This is a genomic window from Methylobacterium endophyticum, assembly GCF_050591105.1.
In the GTDB taxonomy this organism is placed as follows: Bacteria; Pseudomonadota; Alphaproteobacteria; order Rhizobiales; family Beijerinckiaceae; genus Methylobacterium.
In genome coordinates this window covers 1-23,084 of the sequence record NZ_JBNHES010000008.1, presented here as the reverse complement: position 1 = coordinate 23,084, position 23,084 = coordinate 1, and the positions used below count along the sequence as shown (strand labels likewise).

Genomic DNA, 23,084 nt, shown 5'->3' with positions numbered 1-23,084 from the left:
CCTGAGAGCAACCCGACGAAGGAGAAGTCCGATGATTCCATGGAGAGCCGCGCTGATCGGCGGCCTGCTGATGGTGGCCGCACCCGTATGCGCGCACGACAGCGCCGGCCGGAACGGCGGCCGCGTGACCGACGCGGGCAAGTACCACGTCGAGCTGGTCGCCAAGGACAGGGCTGTCGAGGTCTACGTTTTCGATAGCCGCGATCAGCCGGTGCCGGCCGCCGGCTTCAAAGGCACGGCGACGCTGGTCGCGAACGGCAAGCCGGCGCGCATCGCGCTGAATCCGGGCGACGGCAACAAGCTGACCGGCAACGCCGAGGTCGCGCTTCCCGCCAAACCCAAGGGCGCCGTGCAGTTGACCGCCCCCGACGGAGCGTCGGCCAGCGGCAAGTTCAACTGATCCCGCCACCCGTACCTGGAGAAATCCCATGCCCCGCAACAAGACAATGCTGATCGCTGGATTGCTCGTCGCCGGTCTTGCCGGCGCCGCGGTGGCGCAGAGCTCGCGCGAGCATATGGATCACGCAGGCCATCAGCCGGTTCCGGCGGCCGGCCAGACCGAGACCCCCGCCACGAAGGCGTTCCGCGACGCCTCGGCCGCCATGCACCGCGACATGGACATCTCCTACACGAACGACGTCGACGTCGATTTTATGCGCGGCATGATCCCCCACCATACGGGCGCGATCGCCATGGCCAAGGTGGCCCTGCTCCACTCGAAGGATCCGGAAATCCGGAAGCTCGCCGAGGAGGTCGTCAAGGCCCAGGAAGGCGAGATCGCCCAGATGCAGGCTTGGCTCAAGCAACGCGGCAAATGAATGCTGCAAGTACAGCATGTCAATTTTCATGAACTGCTCAACAAATTGACGCGTGAACTTGGGGTAGAGCCGCTTCAGGCGCCTGAATTCCGGGCAGTTCCATACATTCACGGCGGCACGACCAAATGCCGCCGCTGAAAGAAGGGTTGCCGAACCAGGGCAGCCCGGACCCTCCAACGAGAACGAAAGGACGAGAGCCATGAAATCGACCCTCCTGACCATCGCCATGCTGTCGAGCCTGGCCGCCGTGCCCGCCCTTGCCACCGACGCGGGCAATGCCAACGCCGAGCAGCAGACGCAGACGACGCCCAACCGCGGCAACACCGCCGGCGGCCCGGCTCATGGTCCCGATCATCCCAAGAGCGCTGCCGATGACGCCGCGCGCGGCCATTCGTCCAAGCCTCACGGTCACGGCGACGGCAGCAAGCACTAGGCCGGCACGCTGGACCCGAGTGGCGGCCGTATGCCGCCACCCGGGTTCAGGGCAGTTCTGAAAAGGGTTTCACAGGCTGGGTGACCGGTACCGTGTAGGACAGGACGCGAACGCTTTGAACTGACGGATGCGCAGCAGGATTAGATCGCCCGCTGCTGCCGGCCTGGGAACCTGAGACGGCGTGGACGGCGGAAGATCACAGCCGGATCGTGAGCGGCATGCTGTGGATCCTGCGCGGGCGTGTCCTGTGAGGGTCTGCCCACGCGCTACGGGCCTATCGGTACCGTGTCGAGCCGTTCATCGCGCTGGCGTAAGGTTGGTGCGTTGACTGGATCCTGCAGCGTCTACAGACCTAAACCGATGGGTGGGACGAACAGAGTTGGGACATGCACTGACGCACTCTTTATTGTCGAGGCAGTGTTGATTTTGACAAATTTTGTTTCATTGTAAATGCAATCGTGCCGAAGAGCCAGGAGCGGATGGATACGATCAATTTCTTGCATGCTCTGTTTCACAGTATCGCAGGCACAGATTATCCAGTCGATCATTGGTGGCTCGACCTCGGCGCCGGTTTGATGCTCGTCGTCGCCCCCTTCTGGTCTGCCTGGATCCTCGGTCGTTTCATCCTCAGACGGACGCAGGAGTGGTGGGGAAGGATCTCCGCAACCGGCTTGGGGCGACCGACCGCTCGCTGGCCGCTCGAGATGTTCGTCCTGCGTACCACGTTGCGTTACCAAGTGCGGGTGGCCATCCTTTGCCTACTGACGCTGCCTGCCGCTTGGCTGCTGCTGGAGATCCCGAAGCACATCATCAACCATGCGCTTGCCGACTCCGTTTGGCGCGGTGACACCGCCCTGCCGTTCCTCGGCCTTGAACTCCGGCGCTTGGAACTGCTGCTCGCACTGTGCGCGAGCTACCTTGCGGTCCTGACCTTCAACGGGTTGATCAAGTATGCGACCAACCACGTCCGCGGCCTCGCCAACGAGCGCCTCGTCCGCAGGCTCCGCCTCGCCGTCGTTCGGCGTGCCCGGCACGTACAGTCGGAGGCGGAGCGAGCGACGCTGGCGGCAGTCGCCGTGCAGGAGGTGGAGGCGATCGGCTATTTCGGCGGCGGTCTCGTCGCCGTCCCGCTCCTTCAGGGAGGAGCCTTTCTGATCAGCATCGCCTTTCTTCTCCTGCAGAACGCTGCGCTCGCCGTAGCCGCGCTCGTCATGCTTCCCGTCCAACTCACATTGCTGCCGCGGTTGCAGAGGCGGCTGAACGCGACGGTCCGCGAGCGTGTCCACGCAACGCACGCGCTCGGTGCCATGCTGACGGCTCCTTATACGAAGGCGCTTCCGGCGGTGTTGTGCTCCAACCCCGAGGGTAGAGAAAGGAGCCCCCTCCGAAGCCGGATCCACCAGGCCGAGGTACTCGAACGCCTTCGTATCGCGATTAACGAACTCAAAAGTCGCATGAAGGGCCTGTACAACTACACCTCCAATCTGACGCCTTTCTTCTTGTTCCTGATCGGTGGATATCTCATCGTGGAAGGGCAAGCGGTCGTGTCCTGTGGGGTGGTGTAGGAGTGCCGGTCCTCGGTACCTACGATCCTCAACCGGCCCAAAATGGCCGAGGTGTGCCATCGGCATGGGCCATGGCAGAGCTTCGAGGCCGTCGAGTCATCCCGATCGCCCGCTCGAATAGGACGGCCGTCCGGCCCGCCGACCGATGAGAAACGTCATGCAGAACAGCCGGCAAACGCGTTCGGGAGGGGCTTTCGACCCCTATTGGAACAACGAGCGCATCACAAGGTTTGATTTGCTGTGCGGCCGTACATCGCTAAAACCTTTACATCATTAGAACCTTTCGCGATGGTAATGGCGCGAACTTAAGTGAACACAAGATAGGGAGCGTCCAATGCACCAGAATTCTTCTGAAATGAAAGCATGCATCGACAACTGCTTGGCTTGCTACAGCGAGTGCCTGTCGATGGCCATGAATCACTGCTTGGTGGCCGGCGGCAAGCACATTGAGCCCAATCATTTCAAGCTCATGATGGCCTGCTCTGAGATCTGTCGGACATCAGCTCACTTCATGTTGATCGGCACTGAGCACCACAAGCATACCTGTCGTGAGTGTGCCGAGATCTGCCGCCAATGCGCGGATGACTGCGAGCGCATCGGCGATATGCAGAGCTGCGTCGAAGCGTGCCGCAGGTGCGCCGATAGCTGTGAGAGGATGGCTGCATAGCATTACGGATACAGACTCGGGTTCCTATCGGGCGAGGGGTCTGGGGGTACATCATCGCCGTGTACTCGCCGCCGCGGTCGTAGCCAGCTAAAATCGACGCCCTCCGAGCACGATGGCACGTAGCGCCCGTGTGTTGCACACGGGCGCTACGTGGCGACACACGCTGTACGCGTTCCTGCCACGGTGCGCGTCGGATAGCTGGCACGGGCCATATGAAAGCAGCTCCAAGAGACCTCGAGCTCCGCCATCGATGCTCGGAACGCCGAAATTTAAAGCACATTCCCATCGTTCCCCCAGCGATCCAACAGATATTTTGTATACATCGCGTATCGCTATTAAATTACAGCGCGCCCAAAATGTATCGAAGCGCCTTATCGCGTCTGTAATGCCGTTTTAGGTTCGATTCATATGAGCCGGCTACGCTCATTCGCATCGAACACTAAAAGCCGCTGGACCCATGGCCTTCAGCCCGTTGAACTCCGTATCCGTCGAAGAGGGGCATGCCCTCCTGCAGCGCCATCTGATCTCTCTCTCGGAGGCGATCGCCCGGACCCGGCAGGAGATCGCCGACCTCCGGCACGAGCAGGAGGCGAGTCGCGCCTGCGACGAGTTGCACGCCGTCGTCCACGGCACCGAGCAGGCCACCAATACCATCCTCACGGCCTCGGAGACCGTCGACAGTCTCGCTCGCGGGATCGCGAAGCAATCCCGGGATGGGGCGACCCGTGCCGACGCGCAGGCCATCCAGACGCAGATGCAGACCATCTTCGAGGCCTGCAACTTCCAGGATCTCACGGGGCAGCGGATCTCCAAGGTCGTGCGCACCATCGTCCTCGTCGAGGAGCGCGTCGGCGAGATGCTGCGCCTTTGGTCCGGTGCCGGCGGAGCGCCCGCGAAGCCGGTCGCGGACAGGCGCACCGAAGAGGAGGCCCTGTTGAACGGCCCAGTCCTGCCCGGCGAGGCCACCGTCTCGCAGGACGCCGTCGACGCGATGTTCCCTTAAGGTCGGAGCGCCGGATGGACCGGATCCTTCTGATCACGGACGATGTCGGACGCAGCAGAGGCCGGGCGCAGGAACTCGCTGGCGAGTTGCCCTGCGAAATCCACGACCTCTACGGCGGCGAAACTCCGGCCGGTCCGGCCTCCGCGCTCGTCGCCGACATCCACGACCTCGGCTCGGGCTCGTTCGAACGCCTGCGGCGGTTCCTGGCGCACACGCGGCGCGGCGCCCCCCTCGTCGTCCTGCTGCACCAGAACAGCCAGCGGGCCCGCATGGCGGCGATCGCGCTCGGCGCGACGCAGACGGTCTGCGCGCCCTTCGACATGACCTTGGTGCGGGAGATGGTGGGCGCAGCGCACGCGACGCCGACGGCGCTGCCCCACGAGGGCGAGGCGCCCTTGCCGGCCTGCGCGGTGCAGACGGCCGCGGAGGCTCGCGCGTTCTTTACCACGGCGTTCGTGCCGGACCGGCCGATCAACCCCAGCGTCGTCGACACCGGAACCGACTTCATCGGGCGCGCGATCCACGACACCGGTATCCGCGACTGGGTCCGGGCCGTGCACCGGTTCGACGACGCCACCCACCAGCACTGCCTGCTCGTCGCAGGCTTGGCCGCCGCATTCGCGGCGAGTCTCGGGCTGGGCGACCTTGAGTGCCACCGGCTGACCAAGGCGGCCCTGCTGCACGACGTCGGCAAGATCCACGTCCCGGCCGCCATCCTCAACAAGCCGGGCAAACTCGACGAGGCCGAGATGGCGCTGGTCCGCCTGCATCCGGAGGAGGGGCACCGCATGCTCGTCGACCAGGGCTTCGAGCCGGAGATGCTCGCAGTCGTGCGCTCCCATCACGAGATGCTCGACGGTTCCGGCTATCCCGACAGGCTCGCGGGAGACGCGATCCCCGACCTGGTGCGTCTCGTGACCGTCTGCGACATCTACGCGGCCCTGATCGAGCGCCGGTCCTACAAGGCGCCGATGCCGAGCGAGAAAGCCTTCGCGATCCTGGACGGCATGGCGGGGCGCCTCGACCCGGCCGTGGTGGGCGCCTTCCGGCCCGTCGCCGCAGCCTTCATCCCCCGCTTCCCCTGCGACGCGTGAGCATGAGCGCCGCCGCAGACCACCGAAGCCCGGTACGCCGCCGCTTCCGGCCGCGCTCGACCCGGGCCTGGATCGGGCTCGGCATCCTGGCGCCGCTGGGCATGGTCGCCGTCTGCTCCGCGATGCTGCTCGATCTGCGCCAGGACGCCTGGGACAAGGCCGAGCAGACCGCGCAGAACCTGCTCCAGGTGATCGAGCGCGACATCGACCGCAACGTCGAGATCATCGACCTGGCGCTCAAGAGCGCCGTCGAGAACCTCGAACTGACCGATCTGGAGGAGATCCGCCCGAAGTACCGCCAGCGCGTCCTGTTCGACCGCGCCGTCAACGCCAAGGACCTCGGCGTGATGCTGGTGCTCGACGAGCACGGCAACAGCATCTACGACGCCGCCGGCTGGCCGGCGCGGCGCCTCAATAACGCGGATCGCGCCTACTTCCGGGCCCACAAGGCCGACCCGAGCCTCGGTCTCCACATCAGCCGGCCGCTGATCTCGCAGCACACAGCCCAGCCGGTCATCGTGCTCAGCCGGCGGATCGGCAGGCCCGGCGGCGCCTTCAGCGGGATCGTGCTCGGCAGCCTGTCGCTCGCCTACTTTGACCGCCTGTTCGACCGGATCAAGCTTGGGCGCAAGGGCACGATCGCCCTGTTCCTCGACGACGGCACGCGCATCGTGCGCCATCCCGAGCCCAATCCCGAGCTCGCCCCGAACTTCGCCGACTCGGCCAACGTCCAGCGCTTCCGGCGCGAGGGCCGGGGCAGCTTCGTCGGCATCACCCCGAGCGACAAGATCGAGCGCCTCTACACCTTCACCCGGGTCGGCGACCTGCCGCTCTACCTGACGGTCGCCCTCTCCACCCGCGAGATCGAGGCCGAGTGGCGCGCCAAGGCCCTGGTGATCGGGCTGCTCGTGCTGGTGCTCTGCGGGCTGACGGTCGGGCTCTCGCTCCTGGTCGGGTGGGAACTCCGGCGCCGCGCCGCCGCGGAGGCCGAACTGGCGCATCTCTCGCAGACCGACGCCCTCACGGGCCTAGCCAACCGCCGCGCCTTCGAGACGGCGTCCGGGCGGGTCTGGGCCGAGGCGCGCCGACGCGCCGGCCCGGTCGCTCTGCTCGTGGTCGATGCCGACCACTTCAAGCGCTACAACGACCGCTACGGGCACGCCGTCGGCGACCGGGTACTGCAGGGGCTGGCCCGGGCCCTCGCCTCGGGCGCGCGTCGGCCGGGCGACTGCGTGGCGCGGATCGGGGGCGAGGAGTTCGCCGTGCTCCTAGCCGACACTGATGCCGAGGGCGCGGCCCGCGTCGCCGAGGCGGTGCACGAGGCGGTCGCCGAGCTTGCCGTCGAGGCGGAGGGCGTCGGGGTCGGCCCGATCACCGTGAGCATCGGCCTCGCCTTCGGCCTGCCCGGCCGGACCGGCGCGCCGGCTGACCTGCTCGGCCTGGCCGACGCCGTCCTCTACGAGGCCAAGGCGGCGGGCCGCAACCGGACCTGCTACGCGGTCATGGGCGTCACCGGCCCGAGCGCGGCCCGACCCGCCCCGCGCCCCGAAGACCATCGCCGCCCAAGCACTGCCCGCCCGGCGCCGGGCCTCCTCGAAGCCTGAAGAACCCCGGCCATGCACGTCGCCCTGATCGATCCGAGCCGCGTCATCCGCAGGACCGTCTCCGGCATGCTGGAGGCCGGCGGCCACAGCGTCGTGGCGTTTGGGGACTCGACCGCTGCGCTGGCCCATGTCGAGGCCGACCCTTCGGTGACCTGCGTCCTCACGAGCCTGGAGGTCCAGCCGATCTGCGGCCTGGAGCTGTGCTGGTCACTGCGGGCGCTCGCCGACGACCGGCGCCCGCTCACCATCCTGGTGATGTCCTCCGCGCGCGACGACCGGCCGCTCAGCGAGGTACTCGACAGCGGCGCGGACGATTTCCTGATGAAGCCGCCAAGTGCCCAGGAGCTTCACGGCCGCCTGCGCTCGGCCGAGCGGGTGCTCACGCTGCAGCAGGCGCTCATCCGGCAAGCCGACACCGACCACCTGACGCAACTGCTCAACCGCGGTGCGCTGATGCGACAGGCCGGGATCGCGCTGGCCAATGCCTCGGCCGCGGCTCCGCTGACGATGCTGCAGATCGACATCGACCACTTCAAGTCGATCAACGACCGGTTCGGCCACGATGTCGGCGACTGCGTGATCCGCTGCGTGGCACAGGTGCTGCGGGAGACCGGTGCGGTGACGGGACGGCTCGGTGGAGAGGAGTTCGCAGTGCTGATGCCCGGGCATGGCCTGGGCGGGGCGGCCGTGGTCGCCCATCGCATCCGCAGCCGGTGCGCGGTAACGGCGGTGCCGGGGCAGCCGGATCTTCGCTTCACGGCGAGCATTGGGCTGAGCGAGTGGTCGGCGGGTGACAGCGTCGACAGCCTGCTCAAGCGGGCCGACCTGGCGCTGTACGCGGCCAAGCGGGGCGGACGGAACCGCGTGGCGATGACCAGCAGCGCCCTGCGGACGGAAGTCGTCGGCTGAACTGCGTCAGGGCGGGCGCAAGACCGGACGCTCGGCCAGGGTTCGGAAACGCCGTCATCGTCCAAATGCCAGAACGGTGCGGATCGCCGTAGGTGTCGCAGTCGTGTTTCGCCCGGTCGTCGTGGACGCGATGACGGACACCGCGCTCCGGACGGAGTTCGGCAGTTGAAGCGCCACGAGCTTCTACATCCGATCTGGTGCTCTTTGCGAGCGGGATTGGAATGATGCGCAGCGTCGGTGCAACCTGAAATTTTGATAGAAAACTATCCTGAAAAAATATTCTTCAGGATCAAAGCAAACACCGCAGGTGCGTATTTATTTAATATTTATGGTTTACAGCTTTCCGCCTGATCGAAACGGGAATGATATCGACAAACCCGCGCGGCGCCAGGGGAAATCCTGTCCTGCCACCCCGAAGAGATCAACCGGAGACGGCACTATATATCCACAAACCGAGTGGTATTCAGAGTCATGCTCGCAAACATCAGCATCCGCGCGCGCCTGATCGGCGCCCTGATCCTCCTCTTCGGCCTCGTCTGCGGGCTCGGGGCCTTCTCCTACCTGAAGCTCGACGCATTGAGCCGGGCGAGCAGCGGCCTCGCCGAAGAGGCCCTTCCGTCGACGCGCATCCTCGGACGCCTCGCGGCGAATTTCGAGGCCCTGCGCAGCCGGCAACTCGCCTATCTGGTATCCGGTGACGCGCGCCGGACGCAATCCCTGACGCGGTTGCGCGAGATCACCGTGGAGATCCGGAAGGATCTGGACGCCTACAAGGGCCTCGTCAGCGCCGGCGAGGAGGCGCTCTGGCAGGCCACGCAAGGCGGCGTGCTGGGTTACGCGAGCATGGGCGAGGAGTTCCTGACCAAGCTGGGCGCGGGCGACGAAGCGGCCGGCAAGGCTTGGCTGCTCGATGGCATGCTGCCCGCCCTCAACGCAGCGCGCTCGGCGATCAAGGCCGAGCTCGACTTCAACGACGCCCTCGGCACCCGGATGGCCCGGGACGCCGTGACCCTCGGGGCGGATGCACGCTACGCGGTCGTCGTCGTCATCGCCGTCGTGGCAGCGCTGATCGCCGGCATCGGCTGGATGTGCGCCGCCACGATCTCCGCCCCCGTCCGGCAGATGTCCGCCGTCATGCACCGCCTTTCGGCCGGCGACACGGCGGTGGCGGTGCCCCATATTGGCGAGCGTAGCGAGATCGGCGCGATGGCCGATGCCGTCGGTGTGTTCAAGGACAACATGGTCCGCACACGCCGGCTCGAGGAGGAGACCGCCCTGGCGCGCGCCTCGGCCGAGGAGCAGCGCAGGCGCACGATGCAGGAGATGGCCGAGGGCTTCGAGCAGGCGGTCGGTGGGATCGTCGGCTTGGTGGCGGCCGCGTCGACCGAACTGGAGGCCACGGCCCGGAGCATGACCGCCACGGCGACCCGAACCACAGGGCAGTCGGCGACGGTCGCCCAGGCGGCCGAGGAAGCGGCGGGCAATGTCGGGATGGTGGCCGCCGCAGCGGAGGAACTCGGCAGTTCGGTGCAAGAGATTGGCCGGCAGGTGCAGGGCTCGACGGACCTCGCCCGAACCGCGGTGGCCGAGGCCGGCCAAACGGTCGCGCTGGTGCAGGAGCTGTCCGCTTCGGCATCCAAGATCGGCGAGGTGGTGGGCATGATCTCGACGGTTGCCGGCCAGACCAACCTGCTCGCGCTCAACGCCACGATCGAGGCGGCGCGGGCGGGCGCGGCGGGCAAGGGTTTCGCGGTGGTGGCAGCCGAGGTCAAGGCCCTGGCCGACCAGACCGCGCGGGCCACCGGAGAGATCGCGGCCCAGGTCGAACGCATCCAGGGGGCCACCGGCCACGCCGTCTCGGCAATCGAGGGGATCGGGGCGCGCATCCACGAGATCTCGTCCATGGCGACGATGATCGCGACGGCCGTCGAGGAGCAGGGCGCGGCGACGCAGGAGATCGCACGCAACGTGGCGCAGGCTGCCGCCGGGACGGGTGAGGTGACGGCGATCATCGCCGGCGTTGCCGGTGCCGCGCAGGAGACCGGCGCGGCGGCGGATCAGGTGCTCGCCTCGGCCTCCGAGCTGTCGCGGCAATCCGAGCACCTTTCGGGCGAGGTCAGGCGGTTCCTGGCGACGGTGCGGGCAGCGTAGCGGCTCGGGCGCGTGAGGGCGGGCGGCCAGAACGGCCGCCCGCCCTCGGCGAAGCGGAGCGTTAGGGAGGGAGGCATGATCACGGCGTACTGAGGGACGCGCCGATCTCCTCCACGGCAGCGTCCATCGCCTCCCGGAGATCCGCGATGGCGGCGGCGATGATTGCTTCCGCTAGCTCACGGTCGATAATTGTCTCGACGTGCTCGATGCAGCCGAGAAGTCGAAGCAGACCTGGCGTGACCTCGGCGGTGCGCCCGGTGCGCTCCAGATGGGCGTTGACGAACCGGAGCCGGTCCAGCGCGGCCTCCATGCCGTCGGCCAGATCGCAGATCCTCAGGGTCGATTCACCGCGACGAGCGCCCGCATTCATTCTCAGGCCGAGTCCGTAAAGTCAGCAGATCGTCTTATTGAAGGTCCATCTCTCGGAGGCCAGCCCTGAACTAGTGAATGTGCCGGATTTGTAAGCCGCAATGCCGCCTCGCATATGAGATAACTTGCAGGAAATCCTTGTTGCATACAATATTCGCACGTTGTGATGCGATATTGCGCGAAATGCTACGACTCCACAGCTCGCCACAATAATTCGAGATTTGAGATGCGTTCGGATCGGTCACTTGCACGCCGCTCCTCCCGACTTCGACGCCCGGAGGATCTTGAAACCACGGTCTTGCCGGGTGCGGCAGGGCCTTCCCCAATCCGCGTTCTGCAAGGCGTGCTTCGCCGAAGACGCACGCCTCGGTTCCCGAGGCGGGACACATGCTCGTCGCGTCGCGCTCACCTCTGCTCGGCGATCGTCGTCTGAATGCCGCCCGCCCGGCCCAGCCGCGGCGGGCTTTTTCCTGGTCGGCTCACTTCGGAAGGGGCCGCCGAGTCTGCGGCTACTGGAGCCGGTCCCGACCACATTTCGATGGGGAACGGCCCTGAACCATCGACTTTAGCGTGATCTTTCCACCGAACCGGCATCCGCTTCGACGGAGGGCGCTCCGAGCCCGCGGAATGAAATGCTCATATGGTTTAAATTCATTGGCCCATGAGAACCTGTGCTGATCCATACAGCGTGATAAAGACACCACAAGCAAAAGCAAAGATCATAGCATAGGAAAAGGGCTTTAATTCCATTCAGGACTATCCTTTTGAGAGCTCGATTTCTGTGCGTCGCGTCGCAAACGGTGCGTGGGCATCATGTGGAGCGACATCCCACCATACTCAGTCTCTGACCTTGTCCCACGTCCGAAAGTTCACGAAGCCGTGAGATTTGCCACAAACGACAGAATTCGTTGATTAAAACGAAGTATATTTCACTTGATCGTCTTTGTCGGCATAAACATGCATATATGCCATGATGATTTCCGCGCGCAGCATTCGGGTGGCTCGCCCTTGATGCCCGGTGATTACGAAATCCTATCGGCTCCAGAACCCTGGCTGTTCTTTCTCCGGTAACCAGAGGGATCTGCTTGCCCACCATGCGGTGACCGCGGTGCGATGCCGACCCCCGCTTCACGGTTTGTCGCTCGTCCAAGTTCGGGGGGGGGCAGCACGAAGCTGGGCAGGCAAACCGGGCGTGCCGAACGAGCGAGCCCAGGGCACGGTCCGGAGCTGCGGTCGAATCACAACGCTTGACCTTCCAACGGTGGTAAGGGGCATCGCTGCCGTCGGACGGCCTCGATCCGAGGCCGTGGAGACGAAGACGGACCGATGGCGGCGTCACGGTACATCGCTTTCTGCGTGACTCTCGCGCTGGCGGCCTCGCCCGCCGGTGCCAACCCTGCTTCCTCCGGAGAGGAGGACGATCCTTCGGTGGCGCGCGTGCGCGTGCTCGAGGTGCGCCGCACCGCGATGGTGACCGACATCGTCCTCACTGGCGACGTACAGGCGCAGGCACAGACCAACGTCGCTTTCCGTACCAGCGGCAAGGTTGCGAGCCGGCTCGTCGAGGTCGGCGATCACGTTGCCGCCGATCAGGTCCTGGCGCGGCTCGATCCGCAGGAGCAGAAAGCGAACCTCGACAACGCACGCGCGGTGCTCACCTCCGCCGAGGCGCTGCTCGCGCAGGCCAAGGTCGCCTTCAGACGCCAGGAACAGTTGCTCTCGGGCGGATACACGACGCGCCCGGCCTACGACAATGCCGAGCAGCAGTTGCGCACGACGCAGGCCGCGGTCGATTCGGCGAAAGCCGCGCTCGGGTCGGCGCAGGAGCAGTTCTCCTACACGGAACTGCGCGCCGGCGTGGCCGGCATCCTGCTGAGCCGCGACTTCGAGACGGGACAGGTCGTCCAGGCCGGTCAGACCGTTCTGGTCCTGGCGCAGGACGGTCCGCGCGACGCCGTGTTCAACGTGTACGAGGCGCTGACGGCCGGCGGCGACGATCAACGCGTCGCGATCGATGTCTGGCTCCAGTCCGACGCAAAGGTCGCGACCCGCGGCAACCTGCGCGAGGTGGCGCCGACCGTCGATCCCGCTTCCGGCACCGTGCGCGTCAAGTTCGGTCTGGAGGGCACGCCAGCCGCCATGACCCTGGGCTCGGTCGTGATCGGGCGAGGCAGGTTCAAGGCGAACGAGGCCGTCGTCCTTCCCTGGTCCGCCCTCTACCGCTGGGACGACGGACCGGCGGTCTGGATCTACGATCCGAAGACGGGCGCGGTCGCGCCGCGCACCGTGACCATCGACCGCTATGGCGCCGACACGATCGCGCTGTCGGGCGGCATCGAGCCCGGCGAGTCGGTCGTGAGCGCCGGCATCCAGTTCCTGCGTCCCGGGCAACGCGTCGTGGTTGCCGGGTCGGGCGCCGGGCGGTCCGCGCCATGAGACGCTCGCTCGCCCACGGCGCCACTGCGACCCTCGTCGTCGCCATGCTCGGCGCGTGCAAGCCGGCCGAGGAACAGCCGGCGCCGCCTATCCGTCCGGTCCTGTACACGATCGTCAAACCGACCGAGGCGGTGCCGTTCGGCCCCTTCGCCGGCACGGTCGAGCCGCGCTACCAGTCGCAACTCGGCTTCCAGATCGGCGGGCGCGTCGTCGCACGGGACGTCACCGTGGGCGACGTCGTGAGGAAAGGCCAGCGTCTCGCCGCGCTCGACCCGGTGGTGCCGCGCTTCGCGCTCACCCGCGCCGAGGCCGACGTCGCCGACGCGCGCGCGCAGGCCGAGAACGCGACGGCCACCGAGGCGCGCATGCGCCGCCTCATGGAAGGCAACAACGTCAGCCAGGCCCAACTCGATACGTCGGTCGCCAACCGCGACACCGCCCAGGCACGGCTCGCGCAGGCGACCGCAAGCCTCCAGAAGGCGCAGGATCAGATCCGCTACACCACCCTGCTGGCGGATTTCGACGGCGTCGTCACCCAGCGCCTCGCCGAGGTCGGGCAGGTTCTCACGGCGGGCCAGGGCGTGATGACGGTCGCCCGGCCCGAGATCCGCGAGGCGGTGGTCGACATTCCGGAGGATCTCGTCGGCGCTATGCCACGGGACCGGGTCTTCACGGTCTCCCTCCAGAGCGCGCCCGAGATCACGGCCAGGGGCCGCGTGCGCGAGGTCGCCCCCTTCGCCGACCGGAGCACGCGAACCCGCCGCATCCGCATGACGCTCGAGGCTCCGCCGCCCGTGTTCCGGCTCGGTACGACGATCACGGTCTCGCTCGAGCAGCGCACCGAACGGCGCTTCCTCCTGCCCGCGACCGCGCTTCTCGAAGCGGATGGCCGCACCTCCGTGTGGATCGTGCCCGCGGGCAAGAACACCGTCGAGCGGCGCGACGTCGTCCTCGCGGAGCGCAAGCCCGGCCGGGTCGCGATCCGCGAGGGCTTGTCCGAGGGCGACCGGGTCGTCGTCGCCGGCGCGCATTCGCTGCAGGACGGCCAAGCCGTCCGCGTCGCCGATGGAAGGATCTGAGCCCGTGCATTCGCAGCCCGACCGAGACGCCGTCGAGGACCACGGCGCATCCGGCCATGCCGCGCCCGCGGGAGGATTCAACCTCTCCGACTGGGCGCTCGGCCATCGCTCCTTCGTGTGGTTCCTGATGCTGGTCAGCCTCGCCGCGGGCGTGATGGCCTATCGCGGCCTCGGCCGCGAGGAGGACCCGCCCTTCGCGATCAAGACGATGGTCGTACAGGCGAGCTGGCCCGGTGCGACGATCAAGGACACGCTCGAACAGGTCACCGACCGGATCGAGAAGGAGGTCCAGCAGGTCGCCGGCCTCGACTACGTCAAGAGCTACACCACGCCGGGGCAGACGACCGTCTTCGTGCAGTTCCGCGACACCACGAAGCCGACCGAGATCCAGCCGGCCTTCTACCAGGTCCGCAAGCGGCTCGGCGATATCAAGAACACCTTTCCCGAGGGCGTCCAAGGTCCCGGCTTCAACGACGAGTTCGGCGACGTCTACGGCAACGTCTATGCCTTCACCGCCGACGGGCTGACCCACCGCCAGTTGCGCGACTACGTCGAGGACGTGCGTACCGAGATCCTGAAGGTGCCCAACATCGGCAAGACCCAACTCCTCGGTGTGCAGGGCGAGACGATCAACCTCGACTTCTCGACGCGCAAGCTCGCCGGCTTCGGCATCGACATTCAGGCGCTCGTCAAGGCCATCCAGGCGCAGAACGCGGTCACCGCCTCGGGCGTGGTCCAGGCCGGGCCGGAGCGGGTCAGCCTGCGCGTCAGCGGCCAGTTCGCCTCGGAAGACGCGCTGCGCGACGTCAACCTGCGCTTCAACGACCGCTTCTTCCGGCTCGCGGACGTGGCCGAGATCGCGCGCGGCTACGAGGATCCGCCCGCGCCGATGTTCCGGGTGAACGGGCAGCCGGCCATCGGGCTCGCCATCGCCATGCGCCCGAACGCCAACCTGCTGCATTTCGGCGAGGACCTGAAGGAGCGGATGCGGACGATCGAGGGCAGGCTCCCGATCGGCGTCGGCATCCACCTCGTCTCGGATCAGCCCAAGGTGGTCGAGGAGGCAGTCGGCAGCTTCACCAAGGCGCTGGTCGAGGCCGTGGTGATCGTGCTCGTCGTCAGCTTCGTCAGCCTCGGCCTGCGCGCGGGCCTCGTCGTGGCCGTCTCGATCCCGCTCGTGCTCGCGATCGTGTTCGTGGTGATGCAGACGATGGGCATGACGCTCCAGCGCATCTCGCTCGGCGCGCTGGTCATCGCGCTCGGCCTCCTCGTCGACGACGCGATGATCACCGTCGAGATGATGGTCGCCCGTCTCGAACTCGGCGACAACCTCAAGAAGGCCGCGACCTTCGCCTACACCTCGACCGCCTTTCCGATGCTGACGGGCACGCTCGTCACCGTGGCGGGCTTCCTGCCGATCGGCTTCAACGGCTCGGCGGCGGGCGAGTACACGTTCTCGCTCTTCGTGGTGATCGCCGCCTCGCTCCTCGTCTCCTGGGTCGTCGCCGTCCTGTTCGCGCCTCTGCTCGGGGTGGCGCTCCTGCCGAAGACGATGAAGCAGCATGCCGGGAAGCACGGGATCCTCACCCGCACCTTCCTCGCGATCCTCACGGTCGCGATGCGCTTCCGGTGGACGACCGTGGCGCTCACCGTCGCCCTGCTCGCCGCCGCCTTCGTCGGCATGGGCCACGTCCAGCAGCAGTTCTTCCCGTCCTCCGATAGGGCCGAACTCCTCGTCGACCTGACCCTGCCGCAGAACGCCACCATCGCCGAGACCAGGAGCCAGGTCGAGCAGTTCGAGGGCGCGCTCAAGGGCGATCCCGACATCGAGCGCTGGTCCTCCTATGTCGGCCAGGGCGCGGTGCGCTTCTACCTGCCGCTCGACCAGCAACTCGTGAACGCGTTCTTCGGACAGATCGTGATCGTGACCAAGTCGCTCGAGGCGCGGGACAAGGTCATCGGGCGCCTGCGGACCGTCGCGCGCCGCGAATTCGTCGGCACCGACGTGATGGTGGAACCCCTGACCCTCGGTCCGCCGGTCGGGCGGCCGATCCAGTACCGGCTGAGCGGGCCGAACATCCAGGAGGTGCGCCGCCTCGGCCTCAAGCTCGCCGACGTGGTCGCACAGGACAAGCACGTCGTCGTGCCGACCTTCGACTGGAACGAGCCCGGCAAGGTGCTGCGCGTCGAGATCCTGCAGGACAAGGCGCGCCAGCTCGGCGTGACGAGCCAGGACATCGCCGGCATCCTCAACAACGTTGTCGGCGGCCAGACGATCACGCAGGTGCGCGACTCGATCTACCTCGTGAACGTCGTGAGCCGCGCCAGCGCCATCGAGCGGCAATCGCTCGATACCCTGCAGAGCCTGCAAGTGGCCCTTTCCAACGGCTCGGTCGTGCCGCTGCTCGCCTTCGCCAAGATCAAGTACGATCTCGAGCAGCCGATCGTCTGGCGTCGCGATCGGCTGCCGACCCTGACCGTGCGCGCCACGATCAAGGATGCGACGCAGCCGGCAACGATCGTCGCCGCGATCCAGCCCGGGATCGACGCCTTCGTGAAGGACCTGCCCGAGGGCTACACGCTGGCCACCGGCGGCGCCGTCGAGGAGGCTGGCAAGGGCCAGGGACCGATCGCGGCAGTGGTGCCGGTGATGCTGTTCGCCATGGCGACGCTGCTGATGGTGCAACTCCAGAGCTTCCAGAAGCTGTTCCTGGTCTTCGCCGTCGCCCCGCTCGGGCTGATCGGCGTGGTGCCGGCCCTGCTGCTGTTCGACAAGCCGATGGGCTTCGTGGCGATCCTCGGTATCCTGGCGCTGATCGGCATCATCATCCGCAACGCGCTGATCCTGGTCAGCCAGATCGAGGAATCGGAAGGGGAGGGCCTCGAGCCCTGGGACGCGGTTGTGGAGGCGACGCGCCACCGCATGCGCCCGATCCTGCTCACGGCGGCCGCGGCGAGTCTCGGCCTCGTCCCGATCGCCCGCGAGGTGTTCTGGGGGCCGATGGCCTACGCGATGATCGGCGGCATCCTCGCCGCGACCATCCTGACGCTGTTCTTCCTGCCGGCCCTCTATGTCGGCTGGTACCGGATCAGACCTCCGGGGCGGGCAGCGTGACGCCGCCGGAGCCTGGCCCATATCCGGTCGCGAGACTCCCGGCATCTGCGTCGGCGCGCAGAGCTTTGCGAAGACGCCAGGATCGGCCGGTCGGTCGCCGTCCAGGCCGCAGGCGCGCACCAGCATCGTGAACCGCCGCGCCGGAGAAGCGACGCGAACTGCCTCGGTATCCTGCCGGATTCAAGCGAGGTCGGCCGTCGCGCGGGCTGCAGCGTCGTGGCAAGCTGCACCAGAATCCAGGCCAACTGCTTCGGAGAGGCGACGGATTCTGCTCTGGCGACCTCCGAGTTCGTCGATCCGGTCCGCAACAGCCATTTGCGGGGCGTGCGCCGAGCCGGCACTGGCCGCCGAGGTCGACGCGTGGCTAGACCGGGCGCGTGAACTGGACAGGCTGAGGATGGGGCACCAGGCGCGGACCGGCGTGGCGACGAGACGCCGGACGGGATGGCCGCTTCACGTACCCCGGTCGAGCGCCTTCGCCGCGAGTGTCATGGCGCAGAGAACGAAGCGGCCGCCTTGAGGCGGCCGTGTCGCGTTCGTGGTAACGGGGGCTTGCCCGTTGATTGACGGTTAGGGTTCGGCACGATCACGGCTGATCGCAGTCACGCTCGGATGCATTCTTTCCCTCCGAGAGCGTTCGTGTTTTGACAGGTCGAACCCGGAGCATCGATGTGGACGCCAATTCTCGAAGCCGACCGAAGCCATACCGCGGCACTGGTCTCCAACCCGTGACCACACGCAAGCCGAAGAGCGCTCCGGCGGTGCGGGGCGATGTCGTCGAGCACGCTGGCGCCGCGCACGAGGTCGCCAAGCCCTCGATGTTGGCGCCGAACGAGATCACCATCCTGGCGGAAACCTTCCGCCTCCTGGGCGACCCGTCCCGCTTGAAGATCCTGCTGTGCTGTCTGCAGGATTCCATGTCAGTGGGCGAGATCGCGGAGCGGCTCGATCTCTCGCTGTCCCTCGTCAGCCACCACTTACGGCTCCTTCGCGGGGCGCGCCTCGTCAAGGGCGTGCGCAACTCGAAGCAGATCTTCTACGAGATCGCCGACCAGCACGTCAGTCAGATGTTGTCGGACATGGCCACGCACATCGCGGAGGACCAAGCCGACGACTGAGCGCTTGCCGTTGGAATAAGCGTAGGATCGTAAAATAGATTTATAAACAATAAGTTAGAGTCAATTTCCTGCCTCAGGCTGACCCAGGCAGCCGGCGCTGCGCAGGCGGTGACCGGGCACTCAAGCAAACACTTGAATATGTGTTCAATCGTGATATCGATCGTCCTGAAACCCGCGCGACGCTTCGGATGCGCGCGTGCGTCAAACGGCGAGCATGGAGATCGATATGACCACAGGACTCAGAGGGACGGCCTCGGTGACTGATGAACGGCTCGGCTTCCGCGTGGCAGGCATGGACTGCGCGAGCTGTGTCGGAAAGATCGAGACGGCGCTGGGGCGGATGGCGGGGCTCTCCAACGTGAGCGTCAAATTCTCCTCGGAGACGCTCTCCCTCTCCCGCGATCCCGCCGGCAAGACGACGGCGGAGGACGTCGCCAAAAAGATCCGATCCCTGGGCTTCGACGTCGATGTATTGCCCGCCTCGGCTGTATTGGCGGCGACGCAACCGTCCGGCCCGCGCGCCTCTCATGACGCACACGCGCATTCCGGCTGCTCCGGCGACCACGAGCATGACCATGGGCACGACCACGCCGACCACGCCGACCACGCTTGCGGCGGCCACGATCATGGCCACGGCGCCGCAGCGCATGGCAAGGGGCCGAGCGTACCCCCGGCATCCCCCCCGAACGTCTCGATGCGGGTCGAGGGCATGGATTGCGCGAGCTGCGTGGGGAAGATCGAGACGGCGCTGGCGCGCATTGCGGGCGTCTCCGACGTCCGGGTGAACTTCACCACCGAGACGCTCGAACTGACGCTCGCCGAAGGCTCGGGCACGCGGGTCGGCGACATCGAGAAGATGATCCGGAGCCTCGGCTTCGGCGTCTCCAGCACACGGCATCTGTCGGCCTCGTCCGGCCCGGCGGCCGAAGCGGCGCCCGCGCCCGCCATGCGCAGCCAGCGCTGGTGGCAGACGCGGAAAGGCAAGCACGTCGTCGGCCTCGGCGTCCTGATGGGCGCGGCCTACGGCATCGCGCAATTCTTTCCCGCTCACGCCGAATGGATCTTCGCCGCGGCGGTGCTCGCCGGCGTCGTGCCGTTCGCGCGCAAGGCCTTCGCGCTGGCGATGTCCGGCTCGCCGTTCTCGATCGAGACGCTGATGTGCGTGGCCTCGGTCGGCGCCCTCGTGATCGGCGAGGCCGAGGAGGCGGCCGCGGTCGTGTTCCTGTTCGCGGTCGGCGAACTCCTGGAGAGCGTGGCGGCCGGCCGGGCCCGCGCCGGGATCAAGGCGCTGGCCTCGCTGGTGCCAAAGACCGCCCTCCTGCTCGACGCGCAGGGCGGACAGCGCAGCGTTCCCGCGGCCGTCCTTCGCGTGGACGACCGCGTCCTCGTGCGTCCGGGCGACCGGGTGCCCGCCGACGGCATGATCGTGCAGGGCACGTCGAGCCTCGACGAGTCGCCCGTGACCGGCGAGTCCGTGCCCCGGCCGAAGTCCATCGGGGAGAGCGTGTTCGCGGGATCAATCAACGTCGACGGCGTCCTCCAGGTGCGCGTGGAGAAGACCGCGGCCGACAACACGATCGCGCGGATCATCCAACTCGTGGAGCAGGCGCAGTCCTCCAAGGCACCGACCGCCCGGTTCATCGAACAGTTCAGCCGCTACTACACCCCGGCGGTCATGCTCATCGCCGTGCTGGTCGTGGCGGTCCCGCCTCTGGCGATGGGCGGGGATTGGGGAGCTTGGCTCTACCGTGGTCTCGCCCTGCTCCTGATCGCCTGTCCCTGCGCGCTCGTGCTGTCGACGCCGGCCGCCATCGCCTCGGGGCTTGCCGTGGGAACGCGCCGCGGCCTGCTGATCAAGGGTGGCAATGCGCTCGAGACCATCGGCCGGGTGCGTGCCGTCGCGTTCGACAAGACGGGCACACTGACCGAGGGCAGGCCGCGCGTGACCGACGTCGTCGCCTTCCCGGACGGCGGCGAGAACGAGGTGATCGCCCTGGCCGCGGCCGTCGAGTCCGGCTCGAGCCATCCGCTCGCCAAGGCGATCGTCGGTCGGGCCGAATCCACGGGCATCGTCGTCCCGTCCGCCGCCGACGCTTCCGCGACGCCCGGCAAGGGGGTGCATGCCACGGTCGCCGGCCGCCGTCTGGCCGTCGGGTCGCCCGCCTACGCGGCTCAGGCTGCCGATATGTCGCCTGAACACCGCAGGCATATCGAGGCTCTGGAGGATGGGGGCAGGACCGTCGCGGTTCTCTTCGATGAGCGGGCCCGCGAAGTTCTCGGCCTGCTGGCGTTGCGGGACGAGCCCCGCCGGGACGCGCGCGAGGCGGTTGCCCAACTCAAGGCGATGGGCATCCACTCGGTCATGCTGACCGGCGACAATCGCCGCACCGCCCAGGCGATTGCGGGTACGCTCGGCATCGAGTGGAAGGCCGAACTCCTGCCCCAGGACAAGCTGAGCCTGATCGAGGAGATGAAGCGGCGCGCCAAGGTGGCCATGGTCGGCGACGGCATCAACGACGCGCCGGCGCTGGCGACGGCGGATGTCGGCATCGCCATGGGCGGCGGCACGGATGTCGCGATCGAGACGGCGGATGCGGCGCTGCTGAAGAGCCGCGTCACCGACGTGGCCCATCTCGTCGCGCTGTCGCGTGCCACCATGGCGAACATTCACCAGAACGTCGTCTTCGCGCTCGCGCTCAAGGGTCTGTTCCTCGTCACCAGCGTACTCGGCATCACCGGCCTCTGGGTCGCCGTGCTGGCGGATACGGGAGCGACCGCGATCGTCACGCTGAACGCGCTGCGGCTGCTGCGCTTCAAGGGCGCGGCGGCGACGGACGACGACCGCGACGAGGGCCTGCCGTCTCCGGTGCTGGTCTCGGTCCAGAGCCACTGATCGGCCCCGCCTCCCGGATCGGGAGGGACCCCGACCCCGGGAGGCGGGCGTCCGGAGCCGGTCGCCGCCGGTGTCATGCCAGACCTCGATGAGCCTCTCATCGAGGTCTGGCCGTGCGATGGCGAGACTGATGTGAGCGGTGGCGTTCGAGAGAAGGCGCGCTTGACCTTGCAACGATGGGAAGGGGCATCCCCATCGACGATCAGCCTCGTCCCGAGGCAGGGGGAAGCGACCGATGTCGGCGTCGGAGCAGGTCGTTCGCAGCGCGCTGCCGGCCAAGCGTGTGCGCCCGACCGCGGCCGGAGGCGCCTTCGCGCCATCCGCCACCGCCGGTACGGGTCGGGACTCTTGTGCGTACGGCCGGCACGTGAAGATACCGGATGCGGGGCAGAACCCGTTTCCGGAACTCGATCTCAGCAGCGGCTTGGCGCGCGGCTTCGACAGGAGAGCGCTACCGGTCCGGCTGGGTATCCTCGCCGCTCTTCTGGTCGCCGCGCTGCTCGATTACGGACATGAAGGCCGGGCGGGACACTGGATCGTCCTCCTCGCCTACGGGGCGGCGACCATTGCGGCCGCGGTCGGGACCTATTCCCGATCCAAGCGCGTGGCGACGGCCTTGCCCGTCGCCACAACGGCTTTCGACGCGGCCGTCGCGGTCTATGTCATCGCCGATCACATTGAGCCTGCAGGCTCCCTCGCGCACGCAACCGACTCGATCGCCGCGCTTCCGGCCTACCTCTTCCTGATCCAGACCGGCATGCGCCTGCGGCCGCGCCTGGTCGCGCTGTTCGGCATGCTCGTCCTCTCGGGATGGGCCGCCGTCGCGGCGTTCGCCGTGATGTCTGACGCGCCGCAAGCCCATCAGGCGATGGCGGGCGAATTGCTGCGGCTCATCCCGTTCGCGGCGGCGGCGGGCTTCGTGCTCTACGCGGCTTGGTGGACGAGCCGATCCGCGACCTCGACGCTCCGGGCGTGGCGTGAGCGCGTCCTCCTGGCCCGGTTCCTTCCGGGCGGCGTCGACGATTTCGTCACGCGGGGCGCGGGCCACGCGATCCACGAGCGGCGCGCCACCGTTCTCGCGGTCGACCTCCGGGGCTCCTCCGCGATGGCGCGCGACTATCCGGCGGAGGTCTTCGTGTCCTGGCTCCTCGACATGCGCGGCATCGTCCACGATGCCGTGACGAGCGCGGGCGGAATCGTCGACAAGTACATGGGTGACGGTGTCCTGGCGCTGTTCCTGTCGGGAGACGCGACGAGCCAGGCCGACGCCGCCCTCGCGGCGGTGGACGAGGTCGCATCCGGGATGGAGGCGCTCAACCGCCGCCGCGTCGCCGGGGGGCTGCCGCAGCTGCGCGTCATCGCGAGCCTACATGCCGGGGACTTGCTCGCCGGCGTGTTCGACGACGGCCGGCGTGCCGAGTTCACCGTGCTCGGACCATGCATGAACGACCTCTCGCGGATCGAACGCAGGGCGAAGAGCGCGGGGGCCGACATCGTCGCCTCGCTCGATGTCGTCTCCTCCCTCTCGCCGTCCGTGGTTCTGCGATGGGAAAGCGCGCGGCTCGTTCCACAGTCGCAACAGGGCCGCCTGCCCGAAATCCTGACCCTTCGTCGGAAGCCGTTTCCGGATCCTTCTGTCGGCCAGCAGCCGGCCTAAGGCCGGCTATGTCGGCTGATACCGGATCAGGCCTTCGGGGCGGGCAGCGGAGCTATGCGGGAGATTGGGTGACGACGGTGTGTTGAAGGCGGCGTATCGAGGCGGGTGTCGAAGCCTGCCAGAACCTCTCAGCGAGAGCGATACGCCATGGAGACACCTACCAACATCGTCCG

17 protein-coding genes and 2 pseudogenes are annotated in these 23,084 nt (G+C 67.3%); 17 read left to right on the top strand and 2 right to left on the bottom strand.

The window, feature by feature from the left end; all coding sequences use genetic code 11:
• The first annotated feature begins 31 nt into the window (after positions 1–31).
• From ACP56T_RS10915 to ACP56T_RS10870, 10 genes are all read left to right on the top strand, one after another.
• Entirely contained in the window at positions 32–400 is a 369-nt protein-coding gene (locus tag ACP56T_RS10915; RefSeq protein WP_430912137.1) for a hypothetical protein, read from the top strand.
• 28 nt (positions 401–428) lie between these two features.
• Positions 429–818 carry a CopM family metallochaperone gene (gene copM / locus ACP56T_RS10910; protein WP_430912136.1) on the top strand — a complete coding sequence of 130 codons (390 nt, stop codon included), beginning with the start codon at positions 429–431 and terminating at the stop codon, positions 816–818.
• A 199-nt stretch (positions 819–1,017) separates the two neighbouring features.
• Positions 1,018–1,251, top strand: coding sequence for a hypothetical protein (locus ACP56T_RS10905; protein ID WP_430912135.1), 234 nt, complete (start codon positions 1,018–1,020; stop codon positions 1,249–1,251).
• A 479-nt stretch (positions 1,252–1,730) separates the two neighbouring features.
• On the top strand, positions 1,731–2,816 hold the full coding sequence (locus ACP56T_RS10900; protein ID WP_430912134.1) for a multidrug ABC transporter ATPase: 1,086 nt from the start codon (positions 1,731–1,733) through the stop codon (positions 2,814–2,816).
• A gap of 334 nt (positions 2,817–3,150) precedes the next feature.
• Positions 3,151–3,483 (top strand): four-helix bundle copper-binding protein, encoded by a 333-nt coding sequence (locus ACP56T_RS10895; RefSeq protein WP_430912133.1) that lies wholly within the window; start codon positions 3,151–3,153, stop codon positions 3,481–3,483.
• 457 nt (positions 3,484–3,940) lie between these two features.
• The gene (locus tag ACP56T_RS10890; protein WP_430912132.1) at positions 3,941–4,486 is read left to right on the top strand and encodes a protein phosphatase CheZ; all 546 of its coding nucleotides are present in this window, start codon (positions 3,941–3,943) and stop codon (positions 4,484–4,486) included.
• 14 nt (positions 4,487–4,500) lie between these two features.
• The gene (locus ACP56T_RS10885; protein WP_430912131.1) at positions 4,501–5,580 is read left to right on the top strand and encodes an HD-GYP domain-containing protein; all 1,080 of its coding nucleotides are present in this window, start codon (positions 4,501–4,503) and stop codon (positions 5,578–5,580) included.
• Positions 5,581–5,582: 2 nt separating this feature from the next.
• Positions 5,583–7,184 (top strand): GGDEF domain-containing protein, encoded by a 1,602-nt coding sequence (locus tag ACP56T_RS10880; protein WP_430912130.1) that lies wholly within the window; start codon positions 5,583–5,585, stop codon positions 7,182–7,184.
• A gap of 12 nt (positions 7,185–7,196) precedes the next feature.
• The gene (locus ACP56T_RS10875; RefSeq protein ID WP_430912129.1) at positions 7,197–8,093 is read left to right on the top strand and encodes a GGDEF domain-containing response regulator; all 897 of its coding nucleotides are present in this window, start codon (positions 7,197–7,199) and stop codon (positions 8,091–8,093) included.
• A gap of 471 nt (positions 8,094–8,564) precedes the next feature.
• The gene (locus ACP56T_RS10870; RefSeq protein ID WP_430912128.1) at positions 8,565–10,244 is read left to right on the top strand and encodes a methyl-accepting chemotaxis protein; all 1,680 of its coding nucleotides are present in this window, start codon (positions 8,565–8,567) and stop codon (positions 10,242–10,244) included.
• Between the two features lie 79 nt (positions 10,245–10,323).
• Here the strand turns inward: ACP56T_RS10870 and ACP56T_RS10865 are convergent, their stop codons facing one another.
• Positions 10,324–10,614, bottom strand: coding sequence for a hypothetical protein (locus ACP56T_RS10865; RefSeq protein ID WP_430912127.1), 291 nt, complete (start codon positions 10,612–10,614; stop codon positions 10,324–10,326).
• Between the two features lie 1,325 nt (positions 10,615–11,939).
• On the opposite strand from ACP56T_RS10865, the gene ACP56T_RS10860 reads away from it, so the two are divergent.
• From ACP56T_RS10860 to ACP56T_RS10850, 3 genes are all read left to right on the top strand, one after another.
• Positions 11,940–13,049, top strand: coding sequence for an efflux RND transporter periplasmic adaptor subunit (locus ACP56T_RS10860; RefSeq protein ID WP_430912126.1), 1,110 nt, complete (start codon positions 11,940–11,942; stop codon positions 13,047–13,049).
• Positions 13,046–14,128, top strand: coding sequence for an efflux RND transporter periplasmic adaptor subunit (locus ACP56T_RS10855; protein ID WP_430912125.1), 1,083 nt, complete (start codon positions 13,046–13,048; stop codon positions 14,126–14,128). The genes ACP56T_RS10860 and ACP56T_RS10855 overlap by 4 nt, the downstream gene beginning before the upstream one ends.
• Before the next feature lie 127 nt (positions 14,129–14,255).
• Entirely contained in the window at positions 14,256–17,243 is a 2,988-nt protein-coding gene (locus tag ACP56T_RS10850) for an efflux RND transporter permease subunit (protein WP_430912279.1), read from the top strand.
• A gap of 78 nt (positions 17,244–17,321) precedes the next feature.
• Here the strand turns inward: ACP56T_RS10850 and ACP56T_RS10845 are convergent.
• Positions 17,322–17,602 (bottom strand): annotated as a pseudogene (locus ACP56T_RS10845) (ISL3 family transposase); the annotation flags it as partial.
• Here ACP56T_RS10845 and ACP56T_RS10840 point away from each other — a divergent pair.
• The 4 genes and pseudogenes from ACP56T_RS10840 to ACP56T_RS10825 form a co-directional block, all read left to right on the top strand.
• A pseudogene (locus tag ACP56T_RS10840) lies at positions 17,572–17,756 on the top strand (IS5/IS1182 family transposase); the annotation flags it as partial. The pseudogenes ACP56T_RS10845 and ACP56T_RS10840 sit on opposite strands and share 31 nt — an antisense overlap.
• A 215-nt stretch (positions 17,757–17,971) precedes the next feature.
• Positions 17,972–18,361, top strand: coding sequence for an ArsR/SmtB family transcription factor (locus ACP56T_RS10835; RefSeq protein ID WP_430912124.1), 390 nt, complete (start codon positions 17,972–17,974; stop codon positions 18,359–18,361).
• Between the two features lie 226 nt (positions 18,362–18,587).
• Positions 18,588–21,254, top strand: a complete 2,667-nt coding sequence (locus ACP56T_RS10830; RefSeq protein WP_430912123.1) for a heavy metal translocating P-type ATPase — start codon at positions 18,588–18,590, stop codon at positions 21,252–21,254.
• Between the two features lie 367 nt (positions 21,255–21,621).
• Positions 21,622–22,911 carry an adenylate/guanylate cyclase domain-containing protein gene (locus ACP56T_RS10825; RefSeq protein WP_430912122.1) on the top strand — a complete coding sequence of 430 codons (1,290 nt, stop codon included), beginning with the start codon at positions 21,622–21,624 and terminating at the stop codon, positions 22,909–22,911.
• The last annotated feature ends 173 nt before the right edge of the window (positions 22,912–23,084 follow it).

Coding starts and splice junctions, on each gene's coding strand:
- ACP56T_RS10905 (WP_430912135.1), top strand. CDS start 1,018: ATGAAATCGACCCTCCTGACCATCGCCATGCTGTCGAGCCTGGCCGCC.
- ACP56T_RS10890 (WP_430912132.1), top strand. CDS start 3,941: ATGGCCTTCAGCCCGTTGAACTCCGTATCCGTCGAAGAGGGGCATGCC.
- ACP56T_RS10885 (WP_430912131.1), top strand. CDS start 4,501: ATGGACCGGATCCTTCTGATCACGGACGATGTCGGACGCAGCAGAGGC.
- ACP56T_RS10865 (WP_430912127.1), bottom strand. CDS start 10,614: ATGAATGCGGGCGCTCGTCGCGGTGAATCGACCCTGAGGATCTGCGAT.
- ACP56T_RS10830 (WP_430912123.1), top strand. CDS start 18,588: ATGACCACAGGACTCAGAGGGACGGCCTCGGTGACTGATGAACGGCTC.
- ACP56T_RS10855 (WP_430912125.1), top strand. CDS start 13,046: ATGAGACGCTCGCTCGCCCACGGCGCCACTGCGACCCTCGTCGTCGCC.
- ACP56T_RS10870 (WP_430912128.1), top strand. CDS start 8,565: ATGCTCGCAAACATCAGCATCCGCGCGCGCCTGATCGGCGCCCTGATC.
- ACP56T_RS10880 (WP_430912130.1), top strand. CDS start 5,583: ATGAGCGCCGCCGCAGACCACCGAAGCCCGGTACGCCGCCGCTTCCGG.
- ACP56T_RS10895 (WP_430912133.1), top strand. CDS start 3,151: ATGCACCAGAATTCTTCTGAAATGAAAGCATGCATCGACAACTGCTTG.
- copM (WP_430912136.1), top strand. CDS start 429: ATGCCCCGCAACAAGACAATGCTGATCGCTGGATTGCTCGTCGCCGGT.
- ACP56T_RS10900 (WP_430912134.1), top strand. CDS start 1,731: ATGGATACGATCAATTTCTTGCATGCTCTGTTTCACAGTATCGCAGGC.
- ACP56T_RS10915 (WP_430912137.1), top strand. CDS start 32: ATGATTCCATGGAGAGCCGCGCTGATCGGCGGCCTGCTGATGGTGGCC.
- ACP56T_RS10860 (WP_430912126.1), top strand. CDS start 11,940: ATGGCGGCGTCACGGTACATCGCTTTCTGCGTGACTCTCGCGCTGGCG.
- ACP56T_RS10850 (WP_430912279.1), top strand. CDS start 14,256: ATGCTGGTCAGCCTCGCCGCGGGCGTGATGGCCTATCGCGGCCTCGGC.
- ACP56T_RS10875 (WP_430912129.1), top strand. CDS start 7,197: ATGCACGTCGCCCTGATCGATCCGAGCCGCGTCATCCGCAGGACCGTC.